The 23,611-nt window shown below is 65.6% G+C and carries 18 protein-coding genes; 11 read left to right on the forward strand and 7 right to left on the reverse strand.

Annotated elements, in window-relative coordinates:
- Nucleotides 1-3 precede the first annotated feature (3 nt).
- From CVN68_RS00315 to CVN68_RS00350, 8 genes are read left to right on the forward strand one after another with little or no spacing between them, the layout of a single operon-like run.
- Nucleotides 4-1,257: a polysaccharide biosynthesis protein gene (locus CVN68_RS00315; RefSeq protein ID WP_233503495.1), complete on the forward strand. Its 1,254-nt coding sequence runs from the start codon at nucleotides 4-6 to the stop codon at nucleotides 1,255-1,257.
- Complete coding sequence (locus CVN68_RS00320) at nucleotides 1,254-2,645, forward strand: O-antigen ligase family protein (protein WP_100280444.1); 1,392 nt, start codon at nucleotides 1,254-1,256, stop codon at nucleotides 2,643-2,645. Before CVN68_RS00315 ends, CVN68_RS00320 begins: the two co-directional genes overlap by 4 nt.
- On the forward strand, nucleotides 2,642-3,568 hold the full coding sequence (locus tag CVN68_RS00325) for a glycosyltransferase family 2 protein (RefSeq protein ID WP_100280445.1): 927 nt from the start codon (nucleotides 2,642-2,644) through the stop codon (nucleotides 3,566-3,568). Before CVN68_RS00320 ends, CVN68_RS00325 begins: the two co-directional genes overlap by 4 nt.
- Nucleotides 3,565-4,512, forward strand: a complete 948-nt coding sequence (locus CVN68_RS00330) for a glycosyltransferase family 2 protein (protein ID WP_100280446.1) — start codon at nucleotides 3,565-3,567, stop codon at nucleotides 4,510-4,512. The genes CVN68_RS00325 and CVN68_RS00330 overlap by 4 nt, the downstream gene beginning before the upstream one ends.
- Entirely contained in the window at nucleotides 4,513-5,469 is a 957-nt protein-coding gene (locus CVN68_RS00335) for a glycosyltransferase family 2 protein (protein WP_100280447.1), read from the forward strand. It begins immediately after the preceding gene.
- Nucleotides 5,466-6,626: an endo-1,4-beta-xylanase gene (locus tag CVN68_RS00340; RefSeq protein WP_100280448.1), complete on the forward strand. Its 1,161-nt coding sequence runs from the start codon at nucleotides 5,466-5,468 to the stop codon at nucleotides 6,624-6,626. Before CVN68_RS00335 ends, CVN68_RS00340 begins: the two co-directional genes overlap by 4 nt.
- Nucleotides 6,623-7,711 (forward strand): acyltransferase family protein, encoded by a 1,089-nt coding sequence (locus tag CVN68_RS00345; protein ID WP_100284119.1) that lies wholly within the window; start codon nucleotides 6,623-6,625, stop codon nucleotides 7,709-7,711. The genes CVN68_RS00340 and CVN68_RS00345 overlap by 4 nt, the downstream gene beginning before the upstream one ends.
- Nucleotides 7,712-7,713: 2 nt before the next feature.
- Nucleotides 7,714-8,655: a glycosyltransferase family 2 protein gene (locus CVN68_RS00350; protein WP_100280449.1), complete on the forward strand. Its 942-nt coding sequence runs from the start codon at nucleotides 7,714-7,716 to the stop codon at nucleotides 8,653-8,655.
- Here CVN68_RS00350 and CVN68_RS00355 read toward each other — a convergent pair.
- The 4 genes from CVN68_RS00355 to CVN68_RS00370 all read right to left on the reverse strand — a co-directional run bounded on the left by CVN68_RS00355 (nucleotide 8,627) and on the right by CVN68_RS00370 (nucleotide 13,920).
- Nucleotides 8,627-9,856: a glycoside hydrolase family 16 protein gene (locus CVN68_RS00355; RefSeq protein WP_199560167.1), complete on the reverse strand. Its 1,230-nt coding sequence runs from the start codon at nucleotides 9,854-9,856 to the stop codon at nucleotides 8,627-8,629. The two genes, CVN68_RS00350 and CVN68_RS00355, sit on opposite strands and share 29 nt — an antisense overlap.
- 267 nt (nucleotides 9,857-10,123) lie before the next feature.
- The gene (locus tag CVN68_RS00360; protein WP_100280450.1) at nucleotides 10,124-11,467 is read right to left on the reverse strand and encodes a UDP-glucose dehydrogenase family protein; all 1,344 of its coding nucleotides are present in this window, start codon (nucleotides 11,465-11,467) and stop codon (nucleotides 10,124-10,126) included.
- Between the two features lie 25 nt (nucleotides 11,468-11,492).
- Nucleotides 11,493-12,386 (reverse strand): UTP--glucose-1-phosphate uridylyltransferase GalU, encoded by an 894-nt coding sequence (gene galU, locus CVN68_RS00365; RefSeq protein ID WP_100284121.1) that lies wholly within the window; start codon nucleotides 12,384-12,386, stop codon nucleotides 11,493-11,495.
- A gap of 505 nt (nucleotides 12,387-12,891) precedes the next feature.
- Complete coding sequence (locus CVN68_RS00370; protein ID WP_100280451.1) at nucleotides 12,892-13,920, reverse strand: LacI family DNA-binding transcriptional regulator; 1,029 nt, start codon at nucleotides 13,918-13,920, stop codon at nucleotides 12,892-12,894.
- A 133-nt stretch (nucleotides 13,921-14,053) separates the two neighbouring features.
- Here CVN68_RS00370 and CVN68_RS00375 point away from each other — a divergent pair, with 133 nt between their 5' ends.
- The 3 genes from CVN68_RS00375 to CVN68_RS00385 all read left to right on the forward strand — a co-directional run bounded on the left by CVN68_RS00375 (nucleotide 14,054) and on the right by CVN68_RS00385 (nucleotide 19,992).
- Complete coding sequence (locus CVN68_RS00375) at nucleotides 14,054-15,490, forward strand: glycoside hydrolase family 28 protein (protein WP_100280452.1); 1,437 nt, start codon at nucleotides 14,054-14,056, stop codon at nucleotides 15,488-15,490.
- 7 nt (nucleotides 15,491-15,497) lie between these two features.
- Nucleotides 15,498-16,817, forward strand: coding sequence for a pectate lyase family protein (locus tag CVN68_RS00380; RefSeq protein WP_100284122.1), 1,320 nt, complete (start codon nucleotides 15,498-15,500; stop codon nucleotides 16,815-16,817).
- A 316-nt stretch (nucleotides 16,818-17,133) separates the two neighbouring features.
- Nucleotides 17,134-19,992: a TonB-dependent receptor gene (locus CVN68_RS00385; protein ID WP_100280453.1), complete on the forward strand. Its 2,859-nt coding sequence runs from the start codon at nucleotides 17,134-17,136 to the stop codon at nucleotides 19,990-19,992.
- Between the two features lie 88 nt (nucleotides 19,993-20,080).
- Here CVN68_RS00385 and CVN68_RS00390 read toward each other — a convergent pair whose 3' ends face one another.
- Genes CVN68_RS00390 through kduI form a run of 3 tightly spaced genes read right to left on the reverse strand, consistent with a single transcriptional unit; the run spans nucleotide 20,081 to nucleotide 23,558 of the window.
- Nucleotides 20,081-21,070 (reverse strand): alpha/beta hydrolase, encoded by a 990-nt coding sequence (locus tag CVN68_RS00390; RefSeq protein ID WP_100280454.1) that lies wholly within the window; start codon nucleotides 21,068-21,070, stop codon nucleotides 20,081-20,083.
- Nucleotides 21,071-21,095: 25 nt separating this feature from the next.
- Nucleotides 21,096-22,670: a carboxylesterase/lipase family protein gene (locus CVN68_RS00395; protein WP_100280455.1), complete on the reverse strand. Its 1,575-nt coding sequence runs from the start codon at nucleotides 22,668-22,670 to the stop codon at nucleotides 21,096-21,098.
- A 48-nt stretch (nucleotides 22,671-22,718) separates the two neighbouring features.
- A complete protein-coding gene (gene kduI, locus CVN68_RS00400; protein ID WP_100280456.1) occupies nucleotides 22,719-23,558 on the reverse strand; it encodes a 5-dehydro-4-deoxy-D-glucuronate isomerase in 840 nt (279 codons plus the stop codon).
- Nucleotides 23,559-23,611 lie beyond the last annotated feature (53 nt).

A 23,611-nucleotide genomic window follows, 5' to 3' on the forward strand; every position in this document is an offset into this window, starting at 1 on the left:
GCCATGGTTCCTCAACGAAAGCCGCTCCGCGCCACCTTGGCACGGTTCGGGCTGGCGAGCATGTCCTCGGCCGCGGTGTCGGTCAGTCATCTGCTCGTCCAGCTCGTATCGGTGCGTCGGCTCGAGGCGAGCGAGATCGGTACGCTGGCCTTCCTGCTGGTGATCATCCAGTTCGGCTACAGCCTGTCCAACGCTTTGGTCTCGACGCCCTATGCGATCGCCGTGAACCAGCGCGAGGACGGCACCGAGGAAGGCTTCGACTTCTTCTTCCCGGTAAATCTTCTGCTCGCGCTGTCGCAGGCTTTGCTCTGCGCTGCGATCGGCTGGGCGATGGCTGGGCCCTGGGCTGCGGCGGCGTTCGGGCTGGCGGGTTTTTTCTCGCTGCTCCGCTGGTTCGGGCGCGCCAATGCCTATGCGCACCACACCCCCGGCGGCGCGGCTATTTCCGATGTGGTCTATGCCGTGTTCGTGGTCGCTGGCGTGGGCGCCACGCTTGCTTTCGGGCCGCGGCTCGAGCTGTTCGGCGCAGTGCTCGCGGGTGCCGGGCTGGTTGCGCTGATCCCCTTCGGTGCAGGCTTCCTTGCGCGACACCGGCCAACCGGGCTCGGCCGCGCCTTTGCCAATTACGGCCCGGTGTGGAAGCGCCAGTCCGCGTGGACGCTGATCGGCGTGATCACCACCGAGGCGACCTCGAACGCGCACAGCTATATCGTCACGCTCTTCGCCGGCCCCGCGGCGTTCGCGCCGATCGCCGTCGGCATGCTGTTCTTCCGCCCGGTCAATGTCTGCATCACGGCGCTGACCCAGCTCGAACGCCCGCGCATGGCCCGCGCGGTGGGGAAGGGTGACGACAAGTCCGCCCGCGGATCGGCGCGCGCGTTCATGGCTGCGCTGGTGGTGATCTGGGTCCTCACCGCAGTCACCGCCGCGGGTATCCTGTGGTTCTTCCCGCACATCATTATCAAGCCGACCTTGTCGGTGCAGACAGTGATGATCGCCGTCGCCCTTTGCGCCGCTTTGTCGCTGGTCCAGTGCCTCCAGGCGCCGATGAGCGTGCTCACCCAGGCGCGCGGCGCGTTCAAGCCGCTTGCCGCGACCAGCGTGCGGAGCTGCTTCGTCGGCGTCGGCGCGGTAGTCGCGATCACTTTGCTCGCGCCTTCGGTCTATACGATCGCCGGCGTGGTGTTGGCACAGCTGGTGATGATGCTCGGCATCTGGCGGCTCGATCGGCGTGCGCGGCGCGAGATGGCAGAATGAGTCTCGCGCTCCCTTGGCATCGCGGGCGCGTGCCCCTGCGCACGAGCGCCCCGGCGCAGGCGCGGAGCCAATTCACGCCGAGCCGCGCCGAAGCGCTGATCCCGGTCGCGCAATTCGTCTATTTCGTCTTCCTGATGATGATCTTCATCGGCCAGCAGCCCTTCTCGTCGCGCAATCAGGAACAATTGGTCGCAATGGCGGCCAACAATGACGGGTCGGATATCTTCAAGCAGGCCTTCTTCATCGGCTTCGCGCTGCTGCTGACGCTGCTCGAGTTGGTCCGGCGCTATAAGCCGCAATATCGCTTCACCTATTGGCCGCTGCTGCTGATGCTCGGCTGGTTCCTGATCAGCTGCGCGTGGGGCGTCGATCCCTTCGTCTCGTTCAAGCGGGCGATGCAGCAAGTGATCGTGATCTACATCACTTTCGTCTCGCTCGCTCTGCTTGGCCCCGAGCGGATCTATCGCACTCTGGTCGCGGCCTTGGTCACTTCGCTGCTGATCTGCTGGGTGTCGCTGCCGCTCACGCCCAACGCCGTCCACCCGCCGACCGAGAGCGATAAGGCGCTGATCGGTGCGTGGCGTGGCTTCTTCTTCCACAAGAACATCGCCGGCGCAGTGATGGCGCTGACCTTCGTGGTCACCGCGCATGCCTATTTCACCACGCGCAAATGGCATTACGCGTTGTTTTCGGTGATGGCGTTCGTCTTCGTCGTCGGCACCAAGAGCAAGACCTCGCTCGCGCTCTGCTTCGCCATCCTCGCGGTGAGTTCGGTCTATCGCGTGCTCAGCCAGTCGGTCGCCAAGCGCGCGGTGCTGCTGCTGCTCGTGGGATTCGGCATGGTCGCCTTCCTCGCGCTCTACATCGTCTTCCAGCCGCTGATCGAACGCTGGTTCGCCGATCCGACTGCCTTCACCGGCCGCGTCTCGATCTGGAAGGTCGCGATCGATTATCTCGCCGATCATCCCTATCTCGGCTCGGGCTTCGGCGGCTTCTGGCAAGTCGGCGAGCTCTCGCCCGCGCACCAGTATCTCAACCAGCAATTCCAGATGCTCACCGCGCATTCGCACAACGGCTATCTCGAGATCCTCGTCACCACCGGGCCGGTCGGGCTGGTGCTGCTGCTCGTCTCGTTCGTGGTGTTGCCGGCTTATTGGTTCCTGACCGGCACGACCAAAGCGAACGCCACGCTGATGGCGAGCGCCTTCGCGATCTGGAGCTTCGTGCTCTACCAGAACCTGCTCGAGACTTCGTTCTTCGACAAGGACCGCCAGGTCTGGGTGATCTTCCTGTCGTCGCTCGCGATTGCCCACGCCTCGTTCAAGTCGGTCGAGCGTCCCCGCTGGCATCGCCGCACTCCAGTTTTGGCCCCCGGAGGTGCCGCATGACCGAAATCGCCATCTGTATCGCCACCCGCCAGCGCCCGCAGGGCATCACTCGTACGCTGCGCTCGCTCGCCGAGCTGGTCACCGAGCGCGAAGTGACGATCATCGTCGCCGACAATGACGGCGTGAAGCGCGAAGGCGTGGCCGCCGCCGAGGCACTGCGGGCGAAGGGCTATCGCTGGCCGCTCCAATTGCTCACGGTGCCGGAGCCCGGCATCCCGCAGGTCCGCAACGCGCTGGTCGCCGCGGCGCTGCGGCTGCCCGGCATCCGCTTCGTCGCGATGCTCGACGACGACGAGGCCGCCGATCCGCACTGGCTGCACGCGATGCTGGCTTGCCAGGCGGCGACGCGCGCCGATGTCGTCGGCGGCGCTGTGCTGCGCGAGATGGAGGGCGAGATCGCCCCCTGGGCGGCGCGCCATCCTTTGCTCCAGCCCAAATCGCGCGGCGCCTCGGGCGTGGTCGACCTGATCGACAGCACCGCAAACGTTCTGATCGACGCCGAAGCCCTCCGCACGCTCGGCGACAGGCCATTCGACGAAGCGATGGCGCTGACCGGCGGTTCGGACAAGCAGCTGTTCACCCGCATGGCGCGCGCCGGGCGGCGCTTCGCCTGGGCCGAGGACGCGCGCGTCACCGAACTGATCCCGGCGAGCCGCGTCACTTCCAAATGGCTGCTGATGCGGGGCTATCGGATCGGGATGACCGACACGATCACGGCGATGGCGCATAGCAACGCGCTCAAGGTCGCCACTGCGGAGGCTCCCCGCATCATCGGCGGTTTCATCCTGGGTTCGCTCGGCGCGCTCACGCTCGATCGCGCCAAGCGCGTCGTCCGGCTCGGCAAGCTCTATCGCGCGGCGGGCAAGATCGCCGCGCTCACCGGCAATCACTACGAGGAATATCGCAAGGTGCACGGCGCATGAAGAACGACACCGGCCAGCCCACATTCTCGGTGGTGATCCCGCTCTACAATCGCGCCGAGATCGTCACCACGACGATCCGTTCGGTGCTGACACAGGATTTCGGCGATTTCGAGATCATCGTCGTCGACGACGGATCGAAGGACGATCCCGAGCCGGTGGTGCGCGCGATCGGCGATCCGCGCATCCGTTTCGTCCGCCAGGACAATGCCGGCGGCGGCGCGGCGCGCAATCTCGGCATCGAGGAAGCCCGCGGCCGCTATATCGCGTTCCTCGATTCGGATGATCAGTTCCTGCCCGGCAAGCTTTCGATCATGGCGGCGGCGCTTTCCGACGACGACAACACCATCCTCTATTCGCAGATGCAGGTCGATCGCGGTGTCGACCGCTATTGGGTCCGCCCCGAACGCGGCATCCGCGAGGACGAGGACGTTGGCGAATATCTGTTCTGCGCCAACCAGTTCATGCAGACCTCGACATTGGTCGTTCCCACAGAACTGGCAAAGCGGGTGCGCTTCGATCCGGCGCTCAAGAAGGGGCAGGATCTCGATTTCGCCGTCCGGCTCCAGGTCGCCGGCGGGCGCTTCCGGATGATCGAGCAGCCGCTCACCATCTGGCTCGATGCGAGCGAAGTGGGGCGGACCTCCTATGTCCGCGGCTACGAGACTTCGCTCGACTGGCTCGATCGCTGCGGGCATCTGCTCACGAGTCGGGCCCGCCACGGCTATCGCGCCACCGTGCTCGCCTATCACATGGCCCCGGTCCGCCCGCTCGCGACGATTCCCGAGCTGGTCCGCGGGCTGTTCTACGGGCGGGTGCCGGCGCGGATCCTCGCGCGCCAGCTGCTCCGCTCCTATCTGCCCAAATCCCTCTATCGCTCGCTGGTGAACCAGTTCGTCCAGCGTTTCGGCAAGACCGAAGCGCTGGCTGGCAAGGCGGGCAAGTGAATGGCGCCGGATAGCCCTCTCGACGAGACGCCGGCGGAGGGTCCGCTGTTCACGGTGGTTATCCCCACCTTCAACCGGCGCGACGCAGTGGTCGAGGCGGTTCGCTCCGCACTCGACCAGAATGTCCGCGACCTCGAAGTGATCGTCATCGACGACGGCTCGACCGACGGCACCGCCAGCGCAGTCGCGGCGATCGGCGACGAGCGGCTTCACGTCATCGTTCAGCCCAATGCCGGCGCCGCCGCGGCCCGCAACCGCGGGATCGACTACGCCCGCGGCCGTTACGTCGCCTTCCTCGATTCGGACGACCGCTTCCTCGAAGATCATCTCGCCGATCTGCTGCCTTTGCTCGCGCAGGGCGACGATGTCGTCGCCTATTGCCGCGTGGTGGTCGATCGCGGCTCGGGGCGGCACTTCCTCAAGCCCTATCGCGAGATACTGAGCGGTGAGAGCGTCGACCGTTATCTGATGTGCGAGCGCGGCTTCATCCAGACGAGCAGCCTCGCGCTGCGCCGCAGCCTCGCCGACACGGTGCGCTATCGCGAGGATGTCGGCTTCGGCGACGATACCGACTTCGCCGTCCGGCTGTCGCTCGCCGGCGCACGTTTCCTGATGGCGCAGCGCGCGACCGTCGTCTGGGCCGATCGGCGGACCGAGAACCGGCTGTCGCAGGTCCGGGCCAATATCGGCAATCTTGCCTGGCTCAAGGATCTGCGCCCGCATATCTCCGAGCGCGCTTATTCGGCCTATATGGGCTGGCACGCCGCCAAAAGCGTGTGGCCGACCAGCCGGCGCACTGCGCTAGGATATTATTTCGATGCACTGCGCCACGGTGCGTTTCGACCGAGGGTCGCGGCGATAGTGCTATTGCAAATCATTATCCCTGATAATCATTATCGAAAAGTCGCGGATCGATGGATCGCTCTGACCAGCCGGGTGCGGGGCGCCCGGATATGAAGCGCCGTACTTTCATCGCCGCCGCGGCGGCGGCGTGCAGTTTCCCGCTCGCGACCAGCGCGGTGCCCTTCGTGCCGCCGCTTCCGGATTTTGGCGGCCTCGGCCTCGACGCCCGTGCGCGGCGCAGCGGGCGGCGCTTCGGCTGTGCGATCAAGTCGGGCCAGCTTGCCAAGGATCCCGCCTTCACGGCCGCAGTGCTGCGCGAGGCGGGCACGATCGTGCAGGAATATGAGCTCAAGCGGCACGTCACCCAGCCGGCGCCGGGCCGTTACGACTTCAGCGGCAACGACCGGCTGGTCGATTTTGCCCAGAAAAATGGGCTAGCGGTGCGCGGGCACACGCTCGTCTGGTACGCAATGAACCCGCCCTGGCTTCAGGCGGCTTTGCCCAAGGCGGCACCTCGCGCCAAAGAGGGGCTGCTCACCGGCTATATCGAGACCGCGATGCGGCGCTATGCCGGGCGGATCGGCGAGTGGGACGTGGTCAACGAGCCCGTCGAGCCGAAGGAAGGCCGCGCCGACGGATTGCGCGCCAAGAACATCTGGGAGCAGGCGTTCGGCGAGAATTATATCGACCTCGCTTTCCACACCGCACGCCAGGCCGATCCGCGGGCGCGGCTGTTCCTCACCGATTTCGGGCTCGAACACGCATCGCGGCGCTGCGCTGCCCGGCGCGCGGCGATCCTCAAGCTGCTCGAACGCGCGCTGGGGCGCGGCGTGCCGATCGATGCGCTCGGCATCCAGGGGCATTTGAAGCCGTTCCGCGAGCCGTTCGACGAACGCATCTTCGCCAATTTTCTCGACGAAGTCCGCGGCATGGGGATCGGCATCGCGATCACCGAGATGGATATCGCCGATCGCGGCGGGCCGCAGGCGATCGAGCCCCGCGACGCGCAGGTCGCCGCGGTGGGCAAGGCGTTTCTCGATGTCGCGCTGGATAATCCCGCGACGTCGTCGGTGCTCACCTGGGGGCTGTCGGACCGTTATTCGTGGCTGTCGACCTATCCCGAATATCGCTGGCCGGATGGCAAGCCGTCGCGCGGTCTGCCGCTCGACAGCGACTTGCGGCGCAAACGACTATGGGCGGCGATGGCGGCGGCGTTCGACGCAGCGCCGGCACGCAGGGCAAGCATACAGGGCGAGGGAGTGCCGGCATGAGAATCGCGCCACTGACCGGGCTGCGCGGCATCGCCGCGATCGCGGTTCTGCTTTACCACATCCCGCACTCGCCGGCGTTCGCGGCCTTCCACATGACCTTGTTCTCGCGCGCCTATCTCGCGGTCGATCTGTTCTTCGTGCTCAGCGGCTTCGTCATCTCGATCGGCTATTACGAACGCGTCGTGAAGCGCCCGAGCGTGGCGAGCTATGGCGATTTCATGCTCAACCGGATGGCGCGGGTGTGGCCACTCCATTTCGTCGTCGCTCTGGTGTTCCTCGCGCGGATCCTCGTCAACGTCTCGGGCGACCAGCCGGTGGCGCCGACGCCGGCGAACATCGTCACCAATTTGCTGATGGTCCAGAGCTGGGGCTGGGGAACCCAGGCATTTGCGGGCAATAGCTGGTCGGTGAGCACCGAGCTCGTCGCGTATCTTGCCTATCCGCTGGTGGCGCTGATCGCCTTCTCGCGGCTGGCATGGCTGCAGGCGCTCGGCTCGGTGGGGCTGCTCATCCTGGTAGCCGCCCTGGGGCATGGTTCCAAAGGGCCGCTCGATGTGAACGATGCCGACAGTATCCTGCCGGTACTGCGCTGCCTCGCGGGCTTCTCGCTGGGAGTGATCGCCTATCGGCTGGTCCGCCACCCCAGGGTCGAACAATTGCTCGGCGGCGAGCACGGCTTCATCGGCAGCTGCGGGCTGATCGTTGCCGCGCTGTTGATCCCGCGCGGCGATGTCGTGGTGGCGCTTGCCTTCGTGCCGCTGGTGGCTGCCTGCTATTATAACGGTCGCACGGCGCGCGCGCTGCTCGCCAATCCGGTGGCGTTCCACCTCGGGCTGATCAGCTATTCGATCTACCTCTGGCACCCCTTGGTCCGCGACGTGTTCGCGCGGGTGCTGGGGATCGCGCATCGCCACAATGTGGTCGGGTTCGACTGGGCGTTCGTACTGGCGTTGCTGCTCGTAACGTGGCTGATCTGTTGGGCGAGTTATTTGCTGATCGAGGTTCCCGGCCATCGCGCGATCAAGAAGCTCGAGCGGCGCTTCGTGCCGCGGCCACCTCTGCCCTTCCAGCAGGCCGCCGAATAATCATGCCCGCGACGGTCATCGCGATCCCGACCTTCCGGCGCCCGCAGCAACTGCGCCACCTCCTAGAGGCGATCGCACGACTGGAGGGTCTCGACGACGCGTTGCTGCTGGTTGCCGACAACGATGCGGGTGGGGAAGGGGCCGCGGTGGCGGCCGCGATGGCGGCGGACTTGCCGATCCCGCTCGAAATAATCCGCGTGCCCGAACCTGGCCTGTGCCATGCCCGCAACGCTATCGTTGCGCATGCGCTCGCCATCCCGACGATGCAGCGCCTCGCGATGATCGACGACGACGAATGGCCGGAACCGCAATGGCTCGCGGCACTTACCACCGTCCAGCAACGGACCGGTGCGGCAGTTGTCGCGGGGCCGGTGAGTCCGGTCTTCCCCGAAGGCGCCCCCGATTGGGCGGAGCAGACCCTCGTATTCCGCTCGGAGCAGCGCCCCGAGGGACCGGCCGAGATGCTCTATGCCAGCAACAATCTGCTGGTGACGCGCGTCGCGCTCGAGGCGCTTGGTGCGCCGTGGTTCGATCCCGCCTTTAATCGTAGCGGCGGCGAGGATCTCGATTTCCTCACCCGGCTGAAGGCGATCGGCTTTGGCTTCGCTTGGGCGCCAGGCGCGCGGGTCTCGGAATGGGTTGGCGCCGAGCGGGCGCGCAAGGCTTGGGTGCTGCGCCGGATGTGGCGGATCGGGGTCACCGACACGCGTGTCGCCTGCAAGCAGCGCGGGCCGTTCGGCCGTATTGCCCTCGGCGCTCGCTCGCTTGCCCTGCTCGGTCTGCGCACCGCCGCGCTGCCGGCGCTTGCGTGGCACCGCAACCGGCTCGACGTGGCGGGGCAGTGGGTCAAGGCGGTGGCGCGGCTCTACGCATTGGCGGGCGGGAGCGACGCGATCTACGCCGCCCCCGCCACGCTCAATTCTGCCAGGCGCGGAAGCTCTTGACCACCATGTCGCCTGAACCGTCGGTATAGCTGCCGGTCGTCTTCACTGCGACGTCCATGATCGGATACCAGCGGTGGCCCCGGAACGGGTTGACGCTCTGATACGTCTCCAGCCCGTCGACGAACCAGGTGATGTACTCGGGTCCGATGTCCACGGCATAGCGGTGATAGCCTTGGGAGAAGCCCGACATGCCATAGGCTTGCTCGGCCTGGATGTTGGTGCCGCGCTGGAACGTCCGCCAGCCGCCGCTGCCGCCGTGGATCGTCGCCGAGATATGGCGGTCGAAATCCCAGTAGCTTTGATAGCCGAAGCCCTCGTACACATCGATCTCGGGCGGCCAGCCTGAAGTCGAGATCAGCCAGAAGGCTGGCCACGCGCCGCGCCGGTCGGGCATCTTCGCCACCCACTCATATTGGCCGTAGCCGATCTGGGTGGAGGGCGTGTTGTGTCCGCTCAGCACCACGGAACCGTAATTATACGCGATACCCGCCCAGCTGAGCGGAGTGTCGAGCACCTGCGTGTGCATCACCAGACCCTCGTCGGTATAGCGCAGCGGGGCCTCGGCGTTCGGGTGGAGCTCGCCGTCGAGATAGATGCCGGTTTCGCCGTTGGCGGGCTGGGCGCGGCCGTGGGAGAGCTTGGTCGACCACGCACCCGACCAGCCGTCGTCGGACCAGCGCATATTGCTCTTGGTCATCTCATATTGGAGCGCGCCATAAGTGCGGAAGGTCCGCGGGTTGCGGAAGCCGCTGGTCGCGGGCGCCGTGGGCGTCGCGCTGGAATTCGCCGTCACCGTGGCGCTGGCCGTGCCCTGATCCGCCCCCCATGGCGCCTCGCGCAGCTTCAGGGAGAATTGCTGACCATCCGCGGCGTCGAGGATGGGTACCGACACGGTCTTGCGCAGCGGATCGCCCGGGCGGAAGATCACGACGCTTTCGGTGGCCTTGTACTGATAGCCCGAGATCGCCTTGTTGGCGCCCGATCCGTTGACCGTGATGACGCGGGCAATGACGGTGTTCGGAGTGGCCCGGTTGAGTATGACGGGTACATAGGCCACCGCAGCGTCTGGTTCGAACACTGCCGCGCCGATCGACAGCGACGCCTTTTCGGGCAGGCGCGTGCCGTTGGCGAAGTCGAAGTTTGCGAAGCTGTTGGTCCCCGCTGCACTGTTCTCGATCTGCGCCGGCGCCGCGACGGACATGGTCGTTGCAGTTGCAGGAACGACAATCGCCCCTGTCTGTTGCTGTGAAGAATTGGAGTCGTTGCTAGAGCACGCCGCGAGCGCGCACAGAGAGAAGGCGCCCGCGAACGGACGCAACAAGGTGATACGCATTTAAACACCCCCCGGTGTCGGCGGCCGACAACTGTGCCGCCTGAAGGGTATTTAGAAGGAAAAGGGCGCCCAACCATGGTTGGGCGCCCTATTTGCGTTAAGTTGAAGATGAAAAGCCGTCGAATGCGGAACTGATTACTCTGCTGCAATCGCCATTGCTTCGGACGCAACCGCAAGTCCGCGGCCGACGCCGGTATAAGTGAAGCCGGCGGCTTCGACGGCATCGGGCCGATAGATGTTGCGCAGGTCGACCAGCACGCCCTCTGCCATCCGCGCGCGCAATGCTTCGAGGTCGAGCGCGCGGAAGGCATTCCATTCGGTCACGATCACCAGAGCCGAGGCGCCGTCGGCGGCCTCGTAGGGCGAAGTCGCGAATTCGACATTGGGCAGCAGCGGCCGCGCCGCCGCCATGCCTTCGGGGTCGAACGCCGCGACCTGCGCGCCGCCGTCCTCGAGCGCCTGGATAATCGCCAGGCTGGGCGCATCGCGCATGTCGTCGGTGTTCGGCTTGAAGGTCAGGCCGAGCACGGCGATCTTCTTGCCGCGCACCGATCCGCCGCACGCCGTGATGATCTTGCGCCCCATCGCGCGCTTGCGGCTGTCGTTGACCGCCACCGTGGCCTCGACGATGCGAATCGGCGCGCCCGAATCCTCGGCGGTCTTGACCAGCGCCAGCGTGTCCTTGGGGAAGCACGAGCCGCCATAGCCCGGGCCGGCATGGAGGAACTTCGAGCCGATCCGGTTGTCGAGCCCGATCCCGCGGGCAACCTGCTGGACGTCGGCGCCGACGGCCTCGCAGAGATCGGCGATCTCGTTGATGAAGGTGATCTTGACCGCAAGGAAGGCGTTGGCGGCGTATTTGATCAGCTCGCTCGTCCGCCGCCCGGTGAACAGCAAAGGCGCCTGGTTGAGATACAACGGGCGATACACCTCCTCCATCACCGGCCGCGCCCGCTCGTCCTCGATGCCGATGACGATGCGGTCGGGGCGCTTGAAGTCCTCGATCGCCGCGCCTTCGCGGAGGAATTCGGGATTGGACGCGACTGCGAACTGCGCCTCTGGATTGGTCTCGCCGATGATCCGCTCGACTTCGTCGCCGGTGCCGACCGGAACGGTGGACTTGGTCACCACGACGGTGAAGCCCTTGAGGCTCGGCGCCATCTCGGCAGCGGCGGCGTAGACATAGGACAGGTCGGCATGGCCGTCGCCGCGGCGCGAAGGCGTGCCGACGGCAATGAACACCACATCGGCCTGCTCGACCGGTGCGGAAAGCTCGGTCGTGAAGGCGAGACGGCCCGAGGCGACGTTGCGCGCGACGAGATCGTCGAGGCCCGGCTCATAGATCGGGATCTGCCCGGCGTTCAGCCGCGCGATCTTGCTCTCATCCTTGTCGACGCAAATGACCTGGTGCCCGAAATCGGCGAAGCAGGCACCCGAGACGAGCCCCACATAGCCCGAGCCGATCATCACGATACGCATTGCGATACTCCTCTAAGATACTTGCTCAGGCCGCGCGGCGCGGCTGGCGGGCGGCGAGCAACTGCCTCGCGAACAATTCGACTTCGTCGGCGAGGTCCTCGCGATCCAGCGCCATCGCCAGATTGGCGTGGAGGAAGCCGGCCTTGTCGCCGCAATCGTAACGCGTGCCGGCGAAGGTCAGGCCGTGAAAGGCCTGATCGCCGATCATCCGCGACATCGCGTCAGTGAGCTGGATCTCGCCGCCGGCGCCCTTTTCCTGGCTCGCCAGCACGCCCATTACTTCGGGCTGAAGAATGTAGCGGCCGATCACCGACAGGTTCGACGGCGCAGTCCCCGCGGCGGGCTTTTCGACCAGCCCCTTCACTTCGGTGAGCGCGCCCGAATGTGTGCCCGGAGTGATGATGCCATAACGATGCGTCTGCTCGTCGGGCACCACTTCGGCGCAGATCAGATTGCCGCCGACCTGCTCGTACGCCTCGATCATCTGCTTCAGACAACCCGGCTTGCCCACCATGAAATCATCGGCGAGGAGCACCGCGAACGGCTCGTCGCCGACCACGTCGCGCGCGCACCAGACGGCATGGCCGAGCCCCATCGGCTCTTGCTGACGAACATAAGCGACCGCCCCCGGACGAAGCCGGGTGTGGTCGAGGATGTCGAGCGACTTGCCGCGCCCGCTCATCGTCGCCTCGAGCTCGAATGCGATGTCGAAATGGTCCTCGATCGCGCTCTTGCCGCGGCCGGTGACGAAGATCATCTGCTCGATTCCGGCTTCGAGCGCCTCCTCGACCGCATATTGGATCAAGGGCTTGTCGACCACCGGAAGCATCTCCTTGGGGATCGCCTTGGTTGCCGGGAGAAAACGGGTACCGAGCCCGCCAACGGGAAACACTGCCTTACGCACACGCTTTGGAGCCATTACGCCACCTCCTTTGCTGCGATGCAGCATAGACGGGTGACGGCATGAGGGCAATTTCGCCTCACCGTCTCGGGGGCTCCACTGGTCCGTGTTTCCGTCGGAAGCGGAGCGAAAGCCAAAGGCGCCGGCTCCGCCACGGAGAGAAATGTCCTTTTCGCCCTGTCTGATCTCTCGGCATGTGGCCAATCCATTGCCGCGCCGACCGCCAACCAAATGGTTGGCAAGCACGGGTCGTCCAACCATTTGGTTGGACCGAGAAAGCGCGGATTTGCGTGGTTTTTTGCTTTCCGAAGCCGCGTCGCGGGCACCTGCTTGACTCGATTGCGGGTTTGCGAGTCAAGCAGTCAACCGCATGCGAGGGATGTCGGCGAAAGGCTTCAGTTCCGGGCGCATACTCGAACGTAAGTAGAACAAACTGGTTTTACAAGCGCCTGGTGCGCGGCTCGACGCCCGCATCCGCTCCGCCAGGGAGAAGTGTCGCCAGGAGCGGCGGCGCGCGGGACCCTTACCCCGAGGCGGGCGCCACCGAAGCCCGGCGGATCAGCGTCGACACGAACAGCGACGCTTCGCCGTCTTCGCTGTGCGCGCCGCCTTCGCCGCTGACGAGCTTGAGCGCCGCCGCGCGGGCCATTGTCGCGATCGGCCAGCGCACCGTGGTGAGCGGCGGCCACAAATGCGAGGCGATCGGCGTATCGTCGAAGCCGATGATCGAGAGATCCTGCGGCACGTTTAGCCCGCGCTGCCGCGCGACGTGGAGCACGCCCGCCGCCATTTCGTCGTTCGATGCGAACACGGCGGTGGGGCGGGGCGCCAGATCGAGAAGCTGTTCGGCCGCGCGCATGCCCGATTCGAACTTGTAATCGCCCTGCACGATCAGCGTGCGCTGGAGCGGCAGTCCGGCATGCTCGAGGGCTTCCTCATAGCCCTTTTGCCGCTCCACAGCCGAACGGAAGCCATGCGGCCCGAGCACGAGCCCGATCCGACGATGGCCCGATTCGATCAGATGCTCGACTGCGCCGCGCACCGCTTCGCGGTCGTTCGAGGCGACCATGTGCGACGCCTCGTCGAGCGGCGCCGACCCCATCCGGACATAGCGCACGCCCAATTCGGCGCACAAAGCGGCGAGCTGATCGTTCTCGGAAATGGGCGGCAGGATCATCACCCCGAACGGCCGCTGTCGTTCGAGGAACTGGCCGATATCCCCGAGCATCGTCGGCGAGCCGCGATTGACCGGGTGGACGATCAGCTCGAACTCGGTATCGCGCAGCACTTCGAGCATGCCCTGCTGGACGTTGAGCACCATCTGCGCGTTCGGATTGTCGTGGATCAGCCCGATCAGGAAATTGCGCCGCAGCGCCAGCGCGCGCGCCTGTGGATTGGGCACATAGCCGAGATCGGCGATGACTTCCTCCACGCGCTTTCGGGTGTCGCCGTTGAGCAAAGGCGACTGGTTGATCACCCGGCTGACAGTCTTCTTGGAGACGCCGGCGATACGCGCGACATCGTTGATCGTGGGTTGCGAGCTGCGCTTCATTGCAGAGGGCATAACCCGGTCCGGCGATTGCGCCAAATGCAGCCGCGAGAGGTGACTTGTTGCCAAACGCCCCCAATGCTTGATACCGGTGTCATAAATCGGCCGCCCAGAGCCGGAAAGCGAGAGGGATGCGATGCTGATTCAACCTTCGCGGCGCGATCTGCTCCGCTACGGTGGCTTGGTCGGAGCGGGCGCGCTGCTGCCCGCCACTGCACTCGCCGCCGCCGATCCGTGGCACCGTGCCGCCGATATCGCGCGCACCGTTCGCGCCCCGGTCTTCCCGCCGCGTCGCTTCGACATCACTGTATTCGGGGCGAAAGGCGACGGCGTCACTCTCAACACCACCGCCATCGCCAGGGCGATCGAGACCTGCGCGGCGGCGGGCGGGGGCAGGGTGCTGGTGCCCGCGGGAGACTTCCTCACCGGTGCGGTGCACCTCAAATCCAATGTCGAACTGCATCTGCTCGCCGGCGCGACGCTGCGCTTCAGCACCGATCCCGCGCAGTATCCGATGGTCTTCACCCGTTGGGAAGGCGTGGAGCTGATCAACTATTCGCCTTTGGTCTATGCGTACAAGGCGAAGAACATCGCAATCACCGGCGCGGGCACCCTCGACGGACAGGGGAGCCCCGAACATTGGTGGGCGTGGAAGGGCCCGTGGGGCGGCACCGCCGAGCATGGCTGGCGCGAAGGCATGCCCGATCAGCGCAAGAGCCGCGCTGTGCTTTTCCAGATGGCCGAGGACCGGGTGCCGGTCGAGAAACGGGTGTTCGGCGATGGCCATTATCTGCGCCCGTCCTTCATTCAGCCCTATGGTTGCGAGAATGTGCTGATCGAAGGGGTGAGGATCCGCCGCTCGCCCTTCTGGAACGTCCATCCGGTGCTCTGCCGCAACGTGATCCTGCGCGGGCTCGACATCATGGGGCACGGCCCGAACAACGACGGCACCGATCCTGAATCGGTCGACATGATGCTGATCGAGGACTGCATTTTCGATACCGGCGACGATTGCATCGCAGTCAATTCGGGCCGCAACGAGGATGGCCGGCGCCTCGGCGTGCCTTCGCAGAACATCCTGATCCGTAATTGCCGGATGAAGCAGGGTCATGGCGGGATCACCGTCGGCTCACAGATCTCGGGTGGTGCGCGCTGGGTATTCGCCGAGAAATGCCGGCTCGACAGCCCCGATCTCTGGTATGCGATCCGCTTCAAGAACAATGCGTTGCGCGGCGGGCTTCTCGAGAATTTCCACTATCGCGACATTCATGTCGGGCAGGTCGGCCGGGCCGCGATCGCTTGCGACTTCAACTATGAAGAGGGTGCAAAGGGGCGCTTCACCCCGATCCTCCGTCACATCACCATCGAGCGGTTGCGTGCCACCCGGGCGACGCGGGTGCTCGACAGCCAGGGGCTACCCGGCGCGCCGGTGACCGATATCGCGTTGAAGGATTGCAGCTTCGACGGCGTCACCGAGCCCAGCATCCTCCGCCACACCGAGCGCGTCGCGCTCAGCAATGTCCGCGTCAACGGCAAGCCCGTTCAGGCGCTCGATCAACTCCAGCCCTTCTGAGGTGCCGATGCTCATACTTGCCCTTCTCGCCGCAGGGCAGACGCCCGAGGTTGCGCAGCAACTCGCCTTTCCGGGGGCCGAGGGCGCTGGCCGTTTCGCGCAGGGAGGCCGCGGCGGGCAGATGCTGTTCGTCACCAACCTGAACGACAGCGGCCTCGGCAGCCTGCGCGCCGCGATCGAGACCAGGGGTCCGCGGACGATCCTGTTCCGCGTCTCGGGCACGATCCGCCTCGCCACGCCGCTGGCGATCCGTGAGGGCCGGGTCACGATCGCGGGCCAGTCGGCGCCGGGGGACGGCATCACCTTGCGCGATCACATGCTGCAGGTTTCGGCCGACGACGTCGTGATCCGTTACATCCGCTCGCGGCTTGGCGACGAATCGAAGACCGAGTCCGACGCAGTGACCGTCACCAGGGGCCGTCGGATCATCCTCGATCACGTCTCGGCGAGCTGGTCGGTGGACGAGACGCTGTCGGCCTCGGCGCGCTATCGCGATCCCGCGCAGGGCTTTTACGATCTCACCGTCCAATGGTCGATCATCGCGGAATCGCTGACCCATTCGCTGCATGCCAAGGGCGACCATGGCTATGGCAGCCTGATTCGCGGCGGGCGCGGCGCGAAGGTCAGCTTCCACCACAATCTCTGGGCCAATCATTCCGCGCGCATGCCGCGCCCCGGAAATTATGACGGTCCGGAGATCGATCCGGTTGGCCCATTCTTCGATTTCCGCTCGAACGTTTTCTACAATTGGGGCGGCTCGCGCTCGGGCTACAATGCCGACAAGGCGACGCTGGCGCGGTACAATTTCGTCGACAATGCCTATGTCGCGGGCCCGCAATCGACCAAGCCGATCGCCTTCGACGAATCCAACATGCTCGCCAAAGCCTGGTTCGCGGGGAACAGCATGAACGGCGCGATCCCCGCCGATCCGTGGAGCCTCGTCAGCGGCATCTCGCCCGAAGGCTATCGTCTCGTCGCGCCGGTGGAGGTGGCGCCGGTCGCTCCCGATCCGGCTCCGCATGCCTATGAACGCGTGCTTGCCGGCGCCGGTGCCTCGAAGGTCCGCGACGCCGTCGATGCGCGCGTGGTCGCTGGCGTGCGCAGCCGCACCGGCGCGCAGATCGACAGCCAGCGCGACGTCGGTGGCTGGCCCGCGCTCAAAAGCCTCCCCGCGCCGCGCGATGGCGATAATGACGGAATGCCCGATGCCTGGGAGCGCAAGCAGGGGCTCGATCCGAAGCGTGCCGACCCGAATGGCGATCACGATCGCGATGGCTACACCAATATCGAGGAATGGCTCGCCGATGTTGCGGAGGGCAGGGGGTGAACTGGCGCGTTTCGGCCGGCAAAGTCTCAATGACACCGGTAACCCGCTGAGGGGGCGCCGAGAGTTCACTTGTTCCCAAATAATGGGAAACGATCGCCGAATTTCTGGCTGTTGCTGATGTGCAACACGCCGGAAGTCTATGCTGCGGTAAACCGAAAAGGGCGGTTGACACCGGTTTCCGATGATTGGAAACAGACCGCGACATCGCTGCGCCCGGACCTCGGGCCCCGCAGTGAAACAAATGCGTCGGCGGTGGCCGGCGCACGGAACCCGGAACCGCCCTGAGAGCGGCCCGGAATTAGGCAAGGAGGCTGACATGAAGGCGCGCATTTCCCGAATCACCTGGCGGAGCGGTGCATCCGCGGCAGCGGTCGCGCTGGCGCTTACGGCCGGACACGCGGCGGCGCAGACCACCGGGACGACGCCCGCGGCGACCGACGAACAAGTCGCTCCGGCGGACGAGCAGCAGGGCGAGGAGATCGTCGTCACCGGCTTCCGCCAGTCGCTCGAGGCCGCGCTCAACGTGAAGCGCGCTTCGGTGTCGGCGGTCGATGCGATCGTCGCCGAGGACATCGCCAAATTCCCCGACCAGAACCTCGCCGAATCGCTCCAGCGCATTCCGGGCATCTCGATCCAGCGCGACGGCGGAGAAGGCCGCGCGATCACGGTGCGCGGTCTCGGCGCGCAGTTCACGCGGGTGCGCGTCAACGGGCTCGAGACGATCACCACTTCGGCCGACGGCGCCAGCGCCAATCGCGAGCGCGCGTTCGACTTCAACGTCTTCGCTTCCGAACTGTTCAGCTCGCTGATCGTCCACAAGACCGCCGAAGCATCCCTCGACGAGGGCTCGCTCGGTGCCGTGGTCGACCTCAACACCGGCAACCCGCTCGGCGGCAAATACGGATTCACCTTCGTCGCATCGGCGCAGGGCAGCTACAACGACCTCTCCAAGAACTGGGGTCCCCGCGTCGCCGGGCTGCTCTCGTGGAAGTCGCCCGACGGGACGATCGGCGCTTCGATCTCCGCCGCTTATCAGAAGAGCGACACGCTCGAACTCGGCAACAACACGGTGCGCTGGGCACAGGCGCGCTTCGATAGCGTCAACGGCACCAATTGCTGGACCACCGCAAACTCCGGCGGAACCTACGTCCCGAGCGCAGCGTGCAATCAGGCTGCGCTCTCCTTCCACCCGCGCATCCCGCGCTACGGCGAAGTCAGTCACAACCGCGAACGGCTGGGCTTGACCGGCAGCGTCCAATGGGCGCCGAGTGACGCCACCAAAATCTCGATCGACGGCCTCTATTCGCGGTTCAAGGAGATCCGCGAAGAGAAGTGGGGTGAAGTGCTGCTCCGCTCCAACGAGCGCTCGATCAACGTCGTCAACCCGGTCTATGACGGCAACAACAATATGATTTCGGCCACCCTCAACGATGCCTGGGTGCGCACCGAACATTATTGGCGTGAATCGACCACCGAATTCTACCAGGTCGGCGCCAGCTGGGATCAGGATCTAGGCGACGATTTACGTTTCACCCTGGTGGGCGGCATTTCCAAGTCCGATGCCAACATCCCCGTCGAGACCACTTTCATCTTCGACGACCGCGATGCGCAGGGCTATCAATACGACTATACCGACAGCCGCTCGCCGCGGCTGACCTTCGGCACCAGCGTCACCGATCCGGCCAATTTTCAGCTCGCCGAGATTCGCGACCGGCCGTCCAACACCACCAACAAGTTCCGGACCGCCCAGCTGCGTACCGAATGGGACGCGGCGGAAGGCTTCACGCTCAAGCTCGGCGGCGTCTATCGCCGTTTCGATTATGATCTGACTGCCTATCAGCGTGACACCGCAGTGTGCGGCAATGGCGGGCTCGACCTGGTCCTGCGCCAGATCACCTGCTCGCCCAGTTCGCTGTTCGGCCCGACCGCGGTCTATGGCTTCCGCGCCACGCCCGAACTGTCGGAGCTGGTCACTCTCGGCAATGCCGGCCAGCCCGAAGGCAACACCAACAGCTGGCTCATCCCCAATATCGATGCGGCCGCGGACTATACCGGGCTCTACAACCGTCCGCTCCTGCTCGACGCCGGCAACAACCGCAGCGTGACCGAGCAGGTCAAGGGCGGTTATCTCCAGGTCGACGTCAACGGATCGGTGCTCGGCATCAACGTCCGCGCCAATGCCGGCATGCGCTATGTTCGCACCGAGCAATCCTCGACCGGCCTCAACAGCGGCACCCAGGTCACCGTCGAGCGCGACTATGAGGACTGGCTGCCCTCGGTTAACCTGGCCGCCGATCTCACACCCAACCTGGTGCTGCGTGCCGCAGTGGCCAAGGTGATGACTCGGCCGCTGCTTGCCAATCTGACCCCGGGCGGGTCGGCGGACGGGTTCAACTTCCGGGTCAATTTCGGCAACCCCGATCTCCAGCCCTATCGCGCCACTGCGTATGACGCCGCGCTCGAATGGTATTTCGCGCCGCAATCGGTGTTCTCGGTCGCCTTCTTCAAGAAAGAGATCGACAGTTTCCCGGTGGCCAGTTCCCGCGTGGACACCTTCACCTCGACCGGGCTGCCTACCTCGGTGCTGTCTTCGTCCTCGCCCGGCTTCCTCAACCCCGCGCTCCAGGCGCAGCCGATCTGGACGATCCAGACCACGGTCAACGGCACCGGCGCGGACCTGAAGGGCGTCGAGCTCTCGCTGCAGGCGCCGTTCCGGTTCCTGCCCGGGTTCCTCAGCAACTTCGGCGGCATCGTCAATGCCAGCTTCATCGACTCGAACGCCATCTACGCCCAGGGCGTGCCGGCGACCACGCCGGGCGGCAGCAACGTCAATCAGCCGTTCGAGACGACTTTGTACCAGCTCTCGAAGCGCGCGTTCAACGCGACGCTTTATTACGAGGACAGCAAGTTCAGCGCCCGCGCCTCGGTCGCCTATCGTGGCGGCTTCAACGATCAGGGTTCGGCGACAGGCAACGTCTTCGAAGGCTATAGCCCGATCACCAATGTCGACGCGTCGGTCCGCTACAAGATCACCGACAATGTCGAGCTATCGCTGGAAGGTACCAATCTGACCGACGCGTATCGCGAACGCTGGGTCGATCAGGACGCGAAACGGCCGTACGAGAATAATCATTTCGGCCGCACCTTCCTGGTGGGCGCGCGTTTCAAGATGTGATCCTTGGCCGGCGGCATGCGCCCCCGGCGCAACCTTGGTTACGAGAACGGCGCGGAGTTGCTTCCGCGCCGTTCTTCGTTCTCGAAGCTCAGGCGAAGCCCTGGCTGTGCGCCCAGGTGAGGAACAATTCGGGCCAGATGCCCGCGGGCTTGCCGATGGCCTTGGTCATTCCATAGCCGTGCCCGCCATGGGTGAAGATGTGCGTCTCCACCGGCACGCCCGCCGCCTTGAGCGCGGCGCGCAGCAGCAGGCTGTTCTCCACCGGCACTGTCTTGTCGTCCTCGGAGTGGACGAGGAAGCAAGGCGAACTGGCGCTGGTCACGTTGAGATGCGGCGCGTGCGCGGCTTCCAGCGCGGGGCTCGCATCCTTCCCGATCAGCTGCTCGCGCGAGCCCATATGCGCGGTCGGTGCGGTCATCGAGATCACCGGATAGATCGGAGCCGCGACGAACGGCCGCGCGCCGAGCTTGTCGGCCGCGTCGACCGGATCGTAGGTCTTGACCGAATGCCGCGTCGCTAGATCGGCGCACAGATGCCCGCCCGCCGAGAAGCCGATCGCGGCGACCCGCTCGGGATCGAGCCCGTCGCGGATCGCCTGCGCCCGGATCAGCCGCATCGCGCGTTGCGCGTCGGACAATGCGACGTCGGGACCCGCTGCCCAGCCGTCCCCCGGCAGGCGATAGAAGAGCACATAGGCAGTGAACCCCTGCGCCGCGAGCCAACGCCCCAGCACATAACCTTCGTGATCGAGCACGATCCGGACATAGCCGCCGCCCGGCATGATCAGCACCGATGCGCCGTTCGAGACCCGCGGCCGGAACACCGCCATCCGCGGATTGGCGACTCCGCTCACCGAACGATCGGTAAGCGCCGCGTCGGTGCTGCGCTCGACCACCTTTTCCACCGGCAGGCTGGCGGGTTTGCCGGGCACGCCCTTCGGCCAAAGGTCGATCGTCTCGGTGGGATCGGCAAGCCCTGCAGGCACCGGCTTGTCGCCATGCGGCGGCGCGGTCTGCGCCGTGGCCGCAAACGGAGCGGCGAGCCCGGCAAGCAACGCGGAGCGGCGATCGAACTTCATCCGGCAAACCTCTCGAAAGCCGGCTTCAGGTGCCGGGCTGGATATAGGGCACGCGCGCGAACAGCTCGCGCTGCCATTTGCGCGGGTCGTTCTCGATGCGAGCACGCACATCGAAGACCATCGTTGCGCGCTTGTCGAGGCGGTAAAGCGGCCAGCGCGGCAGCGCGGCATGGTTGGGGTCACCGTTCTTCGTGAAGGCGACGAAGCTGTCCTGCATCGCTTTCGAGACGGCGCGTGCATCCGCCGCGGTGCCGGTCTGCGAGCCCTCTGCGCCCAGTGTCCCGAACACCAGGGCGATGTCGAGCGAGTGGAAGGCGCCGCGCCGCGGATCGGTGCGCGAACCGAAATCGAGCTGATAGACCCAGCCCGAGGCGCCGGCTTTGGCGCGCTCCTCGGCTTCGATCACCTGCCCGCGCCAGCTCCGCCCCGCAGTGGTCGCGTCGTAGAAGACCTGCTCGGGCGTCCAGCCGGGAAATTTGGCGCGGTATTCGGAGACCACCCATTCGGGGAGGATGTCGATGCGCAATTCGGGAGCAATCCGCTCGGCCACATTGTCCCAGCCGAGATCGCGCATCTTCGCCGAATCCGGCGCGATGAAGGCGCGCGTCTCGTCATGCGTGTTGCCGAGGATCATCGGGATGCCGAGCGACTGGGGGTTGGCGTCGGGCCAGAACGGGTGCCGGGTCAGCCACTTCATATCGAGCACCGGGCCGAAATAGACTCCGCCGCCCAGCACCGGATCGGTCGCCGCGAGCCCCTCGACAAGCTTCTCCTGCGGCATCGCCAGCAGCGCGCCGAGATCGCTCTCCTTCACGCCCAGCTTGCCGAGATAGGCGCGCGTCCGCGCCGTGGCATTGAGCGGACCCGATGCAGTGACTTGCTGCCCGCTCATCGTCGCGGCGCGGTGGAACAGCCCCTTGGCCGCGGGCATGCCCATCATCGTCGCGATCTTCGCGCCGCCGCCCGACTGGCCGAACACCATCACCTTGTTTGGGTCGCCGCCGAACGCGGCGATATTGTCGCGCACCCAGCGGAGCGCGAGGATCAGGTCGAGCTGGCCGCAATTGCCGCTGTCGGCAAAGCGCGGATCGAGCCGCGCGAGATAGAGATAGCCGAACGCATTGAGCCGGTGGTTGACGGTGACGACCACGACATCGCCCCGTGCCGCCAGTGCCTGCCCGTCGTTGAGCGGATCGGTGACGCTACCACCCGAATAGGCGCCGCCGTGGATGTAGAGCATCACCGGTTTTCGCGCGGCGGGGCGAGCGTCGGCGGTCCAGATGTTGAGGAACAGGCAGTCCTCGGATTGCGGCCCGTAGCGGTTTCCCGATTGCGGCGAGACCGGACCGAATGCGTCGGCTGGCTGCACGTCGGCAGGGGCGGGGACGGGAATCGGGGCGCGGAAGCGCTCGGTCCGGCCGTAGCGGATGCCGCGAAAGACGCGGACGCCGGCCTCGACCGTTCCCTGGAACGCTCCTGCGGCGGTGCGGATCGGCGCGGTGGACTGAGCCCAGGCGTGGCCCGCGATCAGCGTGGCTGAGGCGGCAGCGCCGCCGATCAGTGCGCGCCGATCGATCATCGTGTGAAGGCTATCGCTCATATCGGCTCCAAATCCCCCTCCCGCTTGCGGGAGGGGGAGCAAGAAGGCTTACGCCAGCTGGCAGATATCGAGCACGTTCATGTCGGTATAGTCCTGGTTCTCGCCGGCCATTGCCCAGATGAAGGCATAGGCCTTGGTGCCCGAGCCCATATGGATCGACCAGGGCGGGCTGATCACCGCTTCCTCGTTGCCGAGAACGATGTGCCGCATCGCCTCGCCTTCGCCCATGTAATGGAAGACGCGGTCGTTCGGCCCGTCGAGCTCGAAGTAGAAATAGATCTCGCTGCGCCGCTCGTGGATGTGCGGCGGCATGGTGTTCCACACCGAACCCGGCTTGAGCACGGTGAGGCCCATGACGAGCTGGGCAGAGTCGCACACGCCCGGGATCACCAGCTGATAGATCGATCGCTCGTTGGATTCCTCGAGGCTGCCGCGCTCGAGCCTGTTGGCGTCGGCGATCGACAGTTTGCGGGTCTGGAAGCCCTTATGCGCCGGGCACGAGGCCAGATAGAAACGCGCGCCGGTCCCTGAGAACTGCACGTCCTTCGCGCCCATCGTGACGTAGAGGCAGTCCTTGTTGCCGAGCGTGAAGCTCTCGCCGTCGACGGTCACAATGCCCTCGACCGGGGACACATTGACCACGGCAAGCTCGCGGCGCTCGAGGAAGGGATGCCCGACCGCGGAGGCCGGCTCGGTCTGGTCGGGCAGCTTCACGGCGCCCGCGCCCACTGCCACGCCGCCGATCACGAAGCGATCGGCATGGGTGTAGTTGAGCACGCACTCGCCCTCACGGAACAGCCCGTCGATCAGATAGCGATCGCGAAGCTCCTCGTTCGAGACGCACTCCATCATGTCCGGATGCGTGGCGTAATAAGTGCGGTCGAACATCGCTCTCTCCATGAATTTGGCGGAGGCGCGGCACGGCAGCGCACCCGGCTTGC

The organism is Sphingomonas psychrotolerans (genome assembly GCF_002796605.1).
In the GTDB taxonomy this organism is placed as follows: Bacteria; Pseudomonadota; Alphaproteobacteria; order Sphingomonadales; family Sphingomonadaceae; genus Sphingomonas; species Sphingomonas psychrotolerans.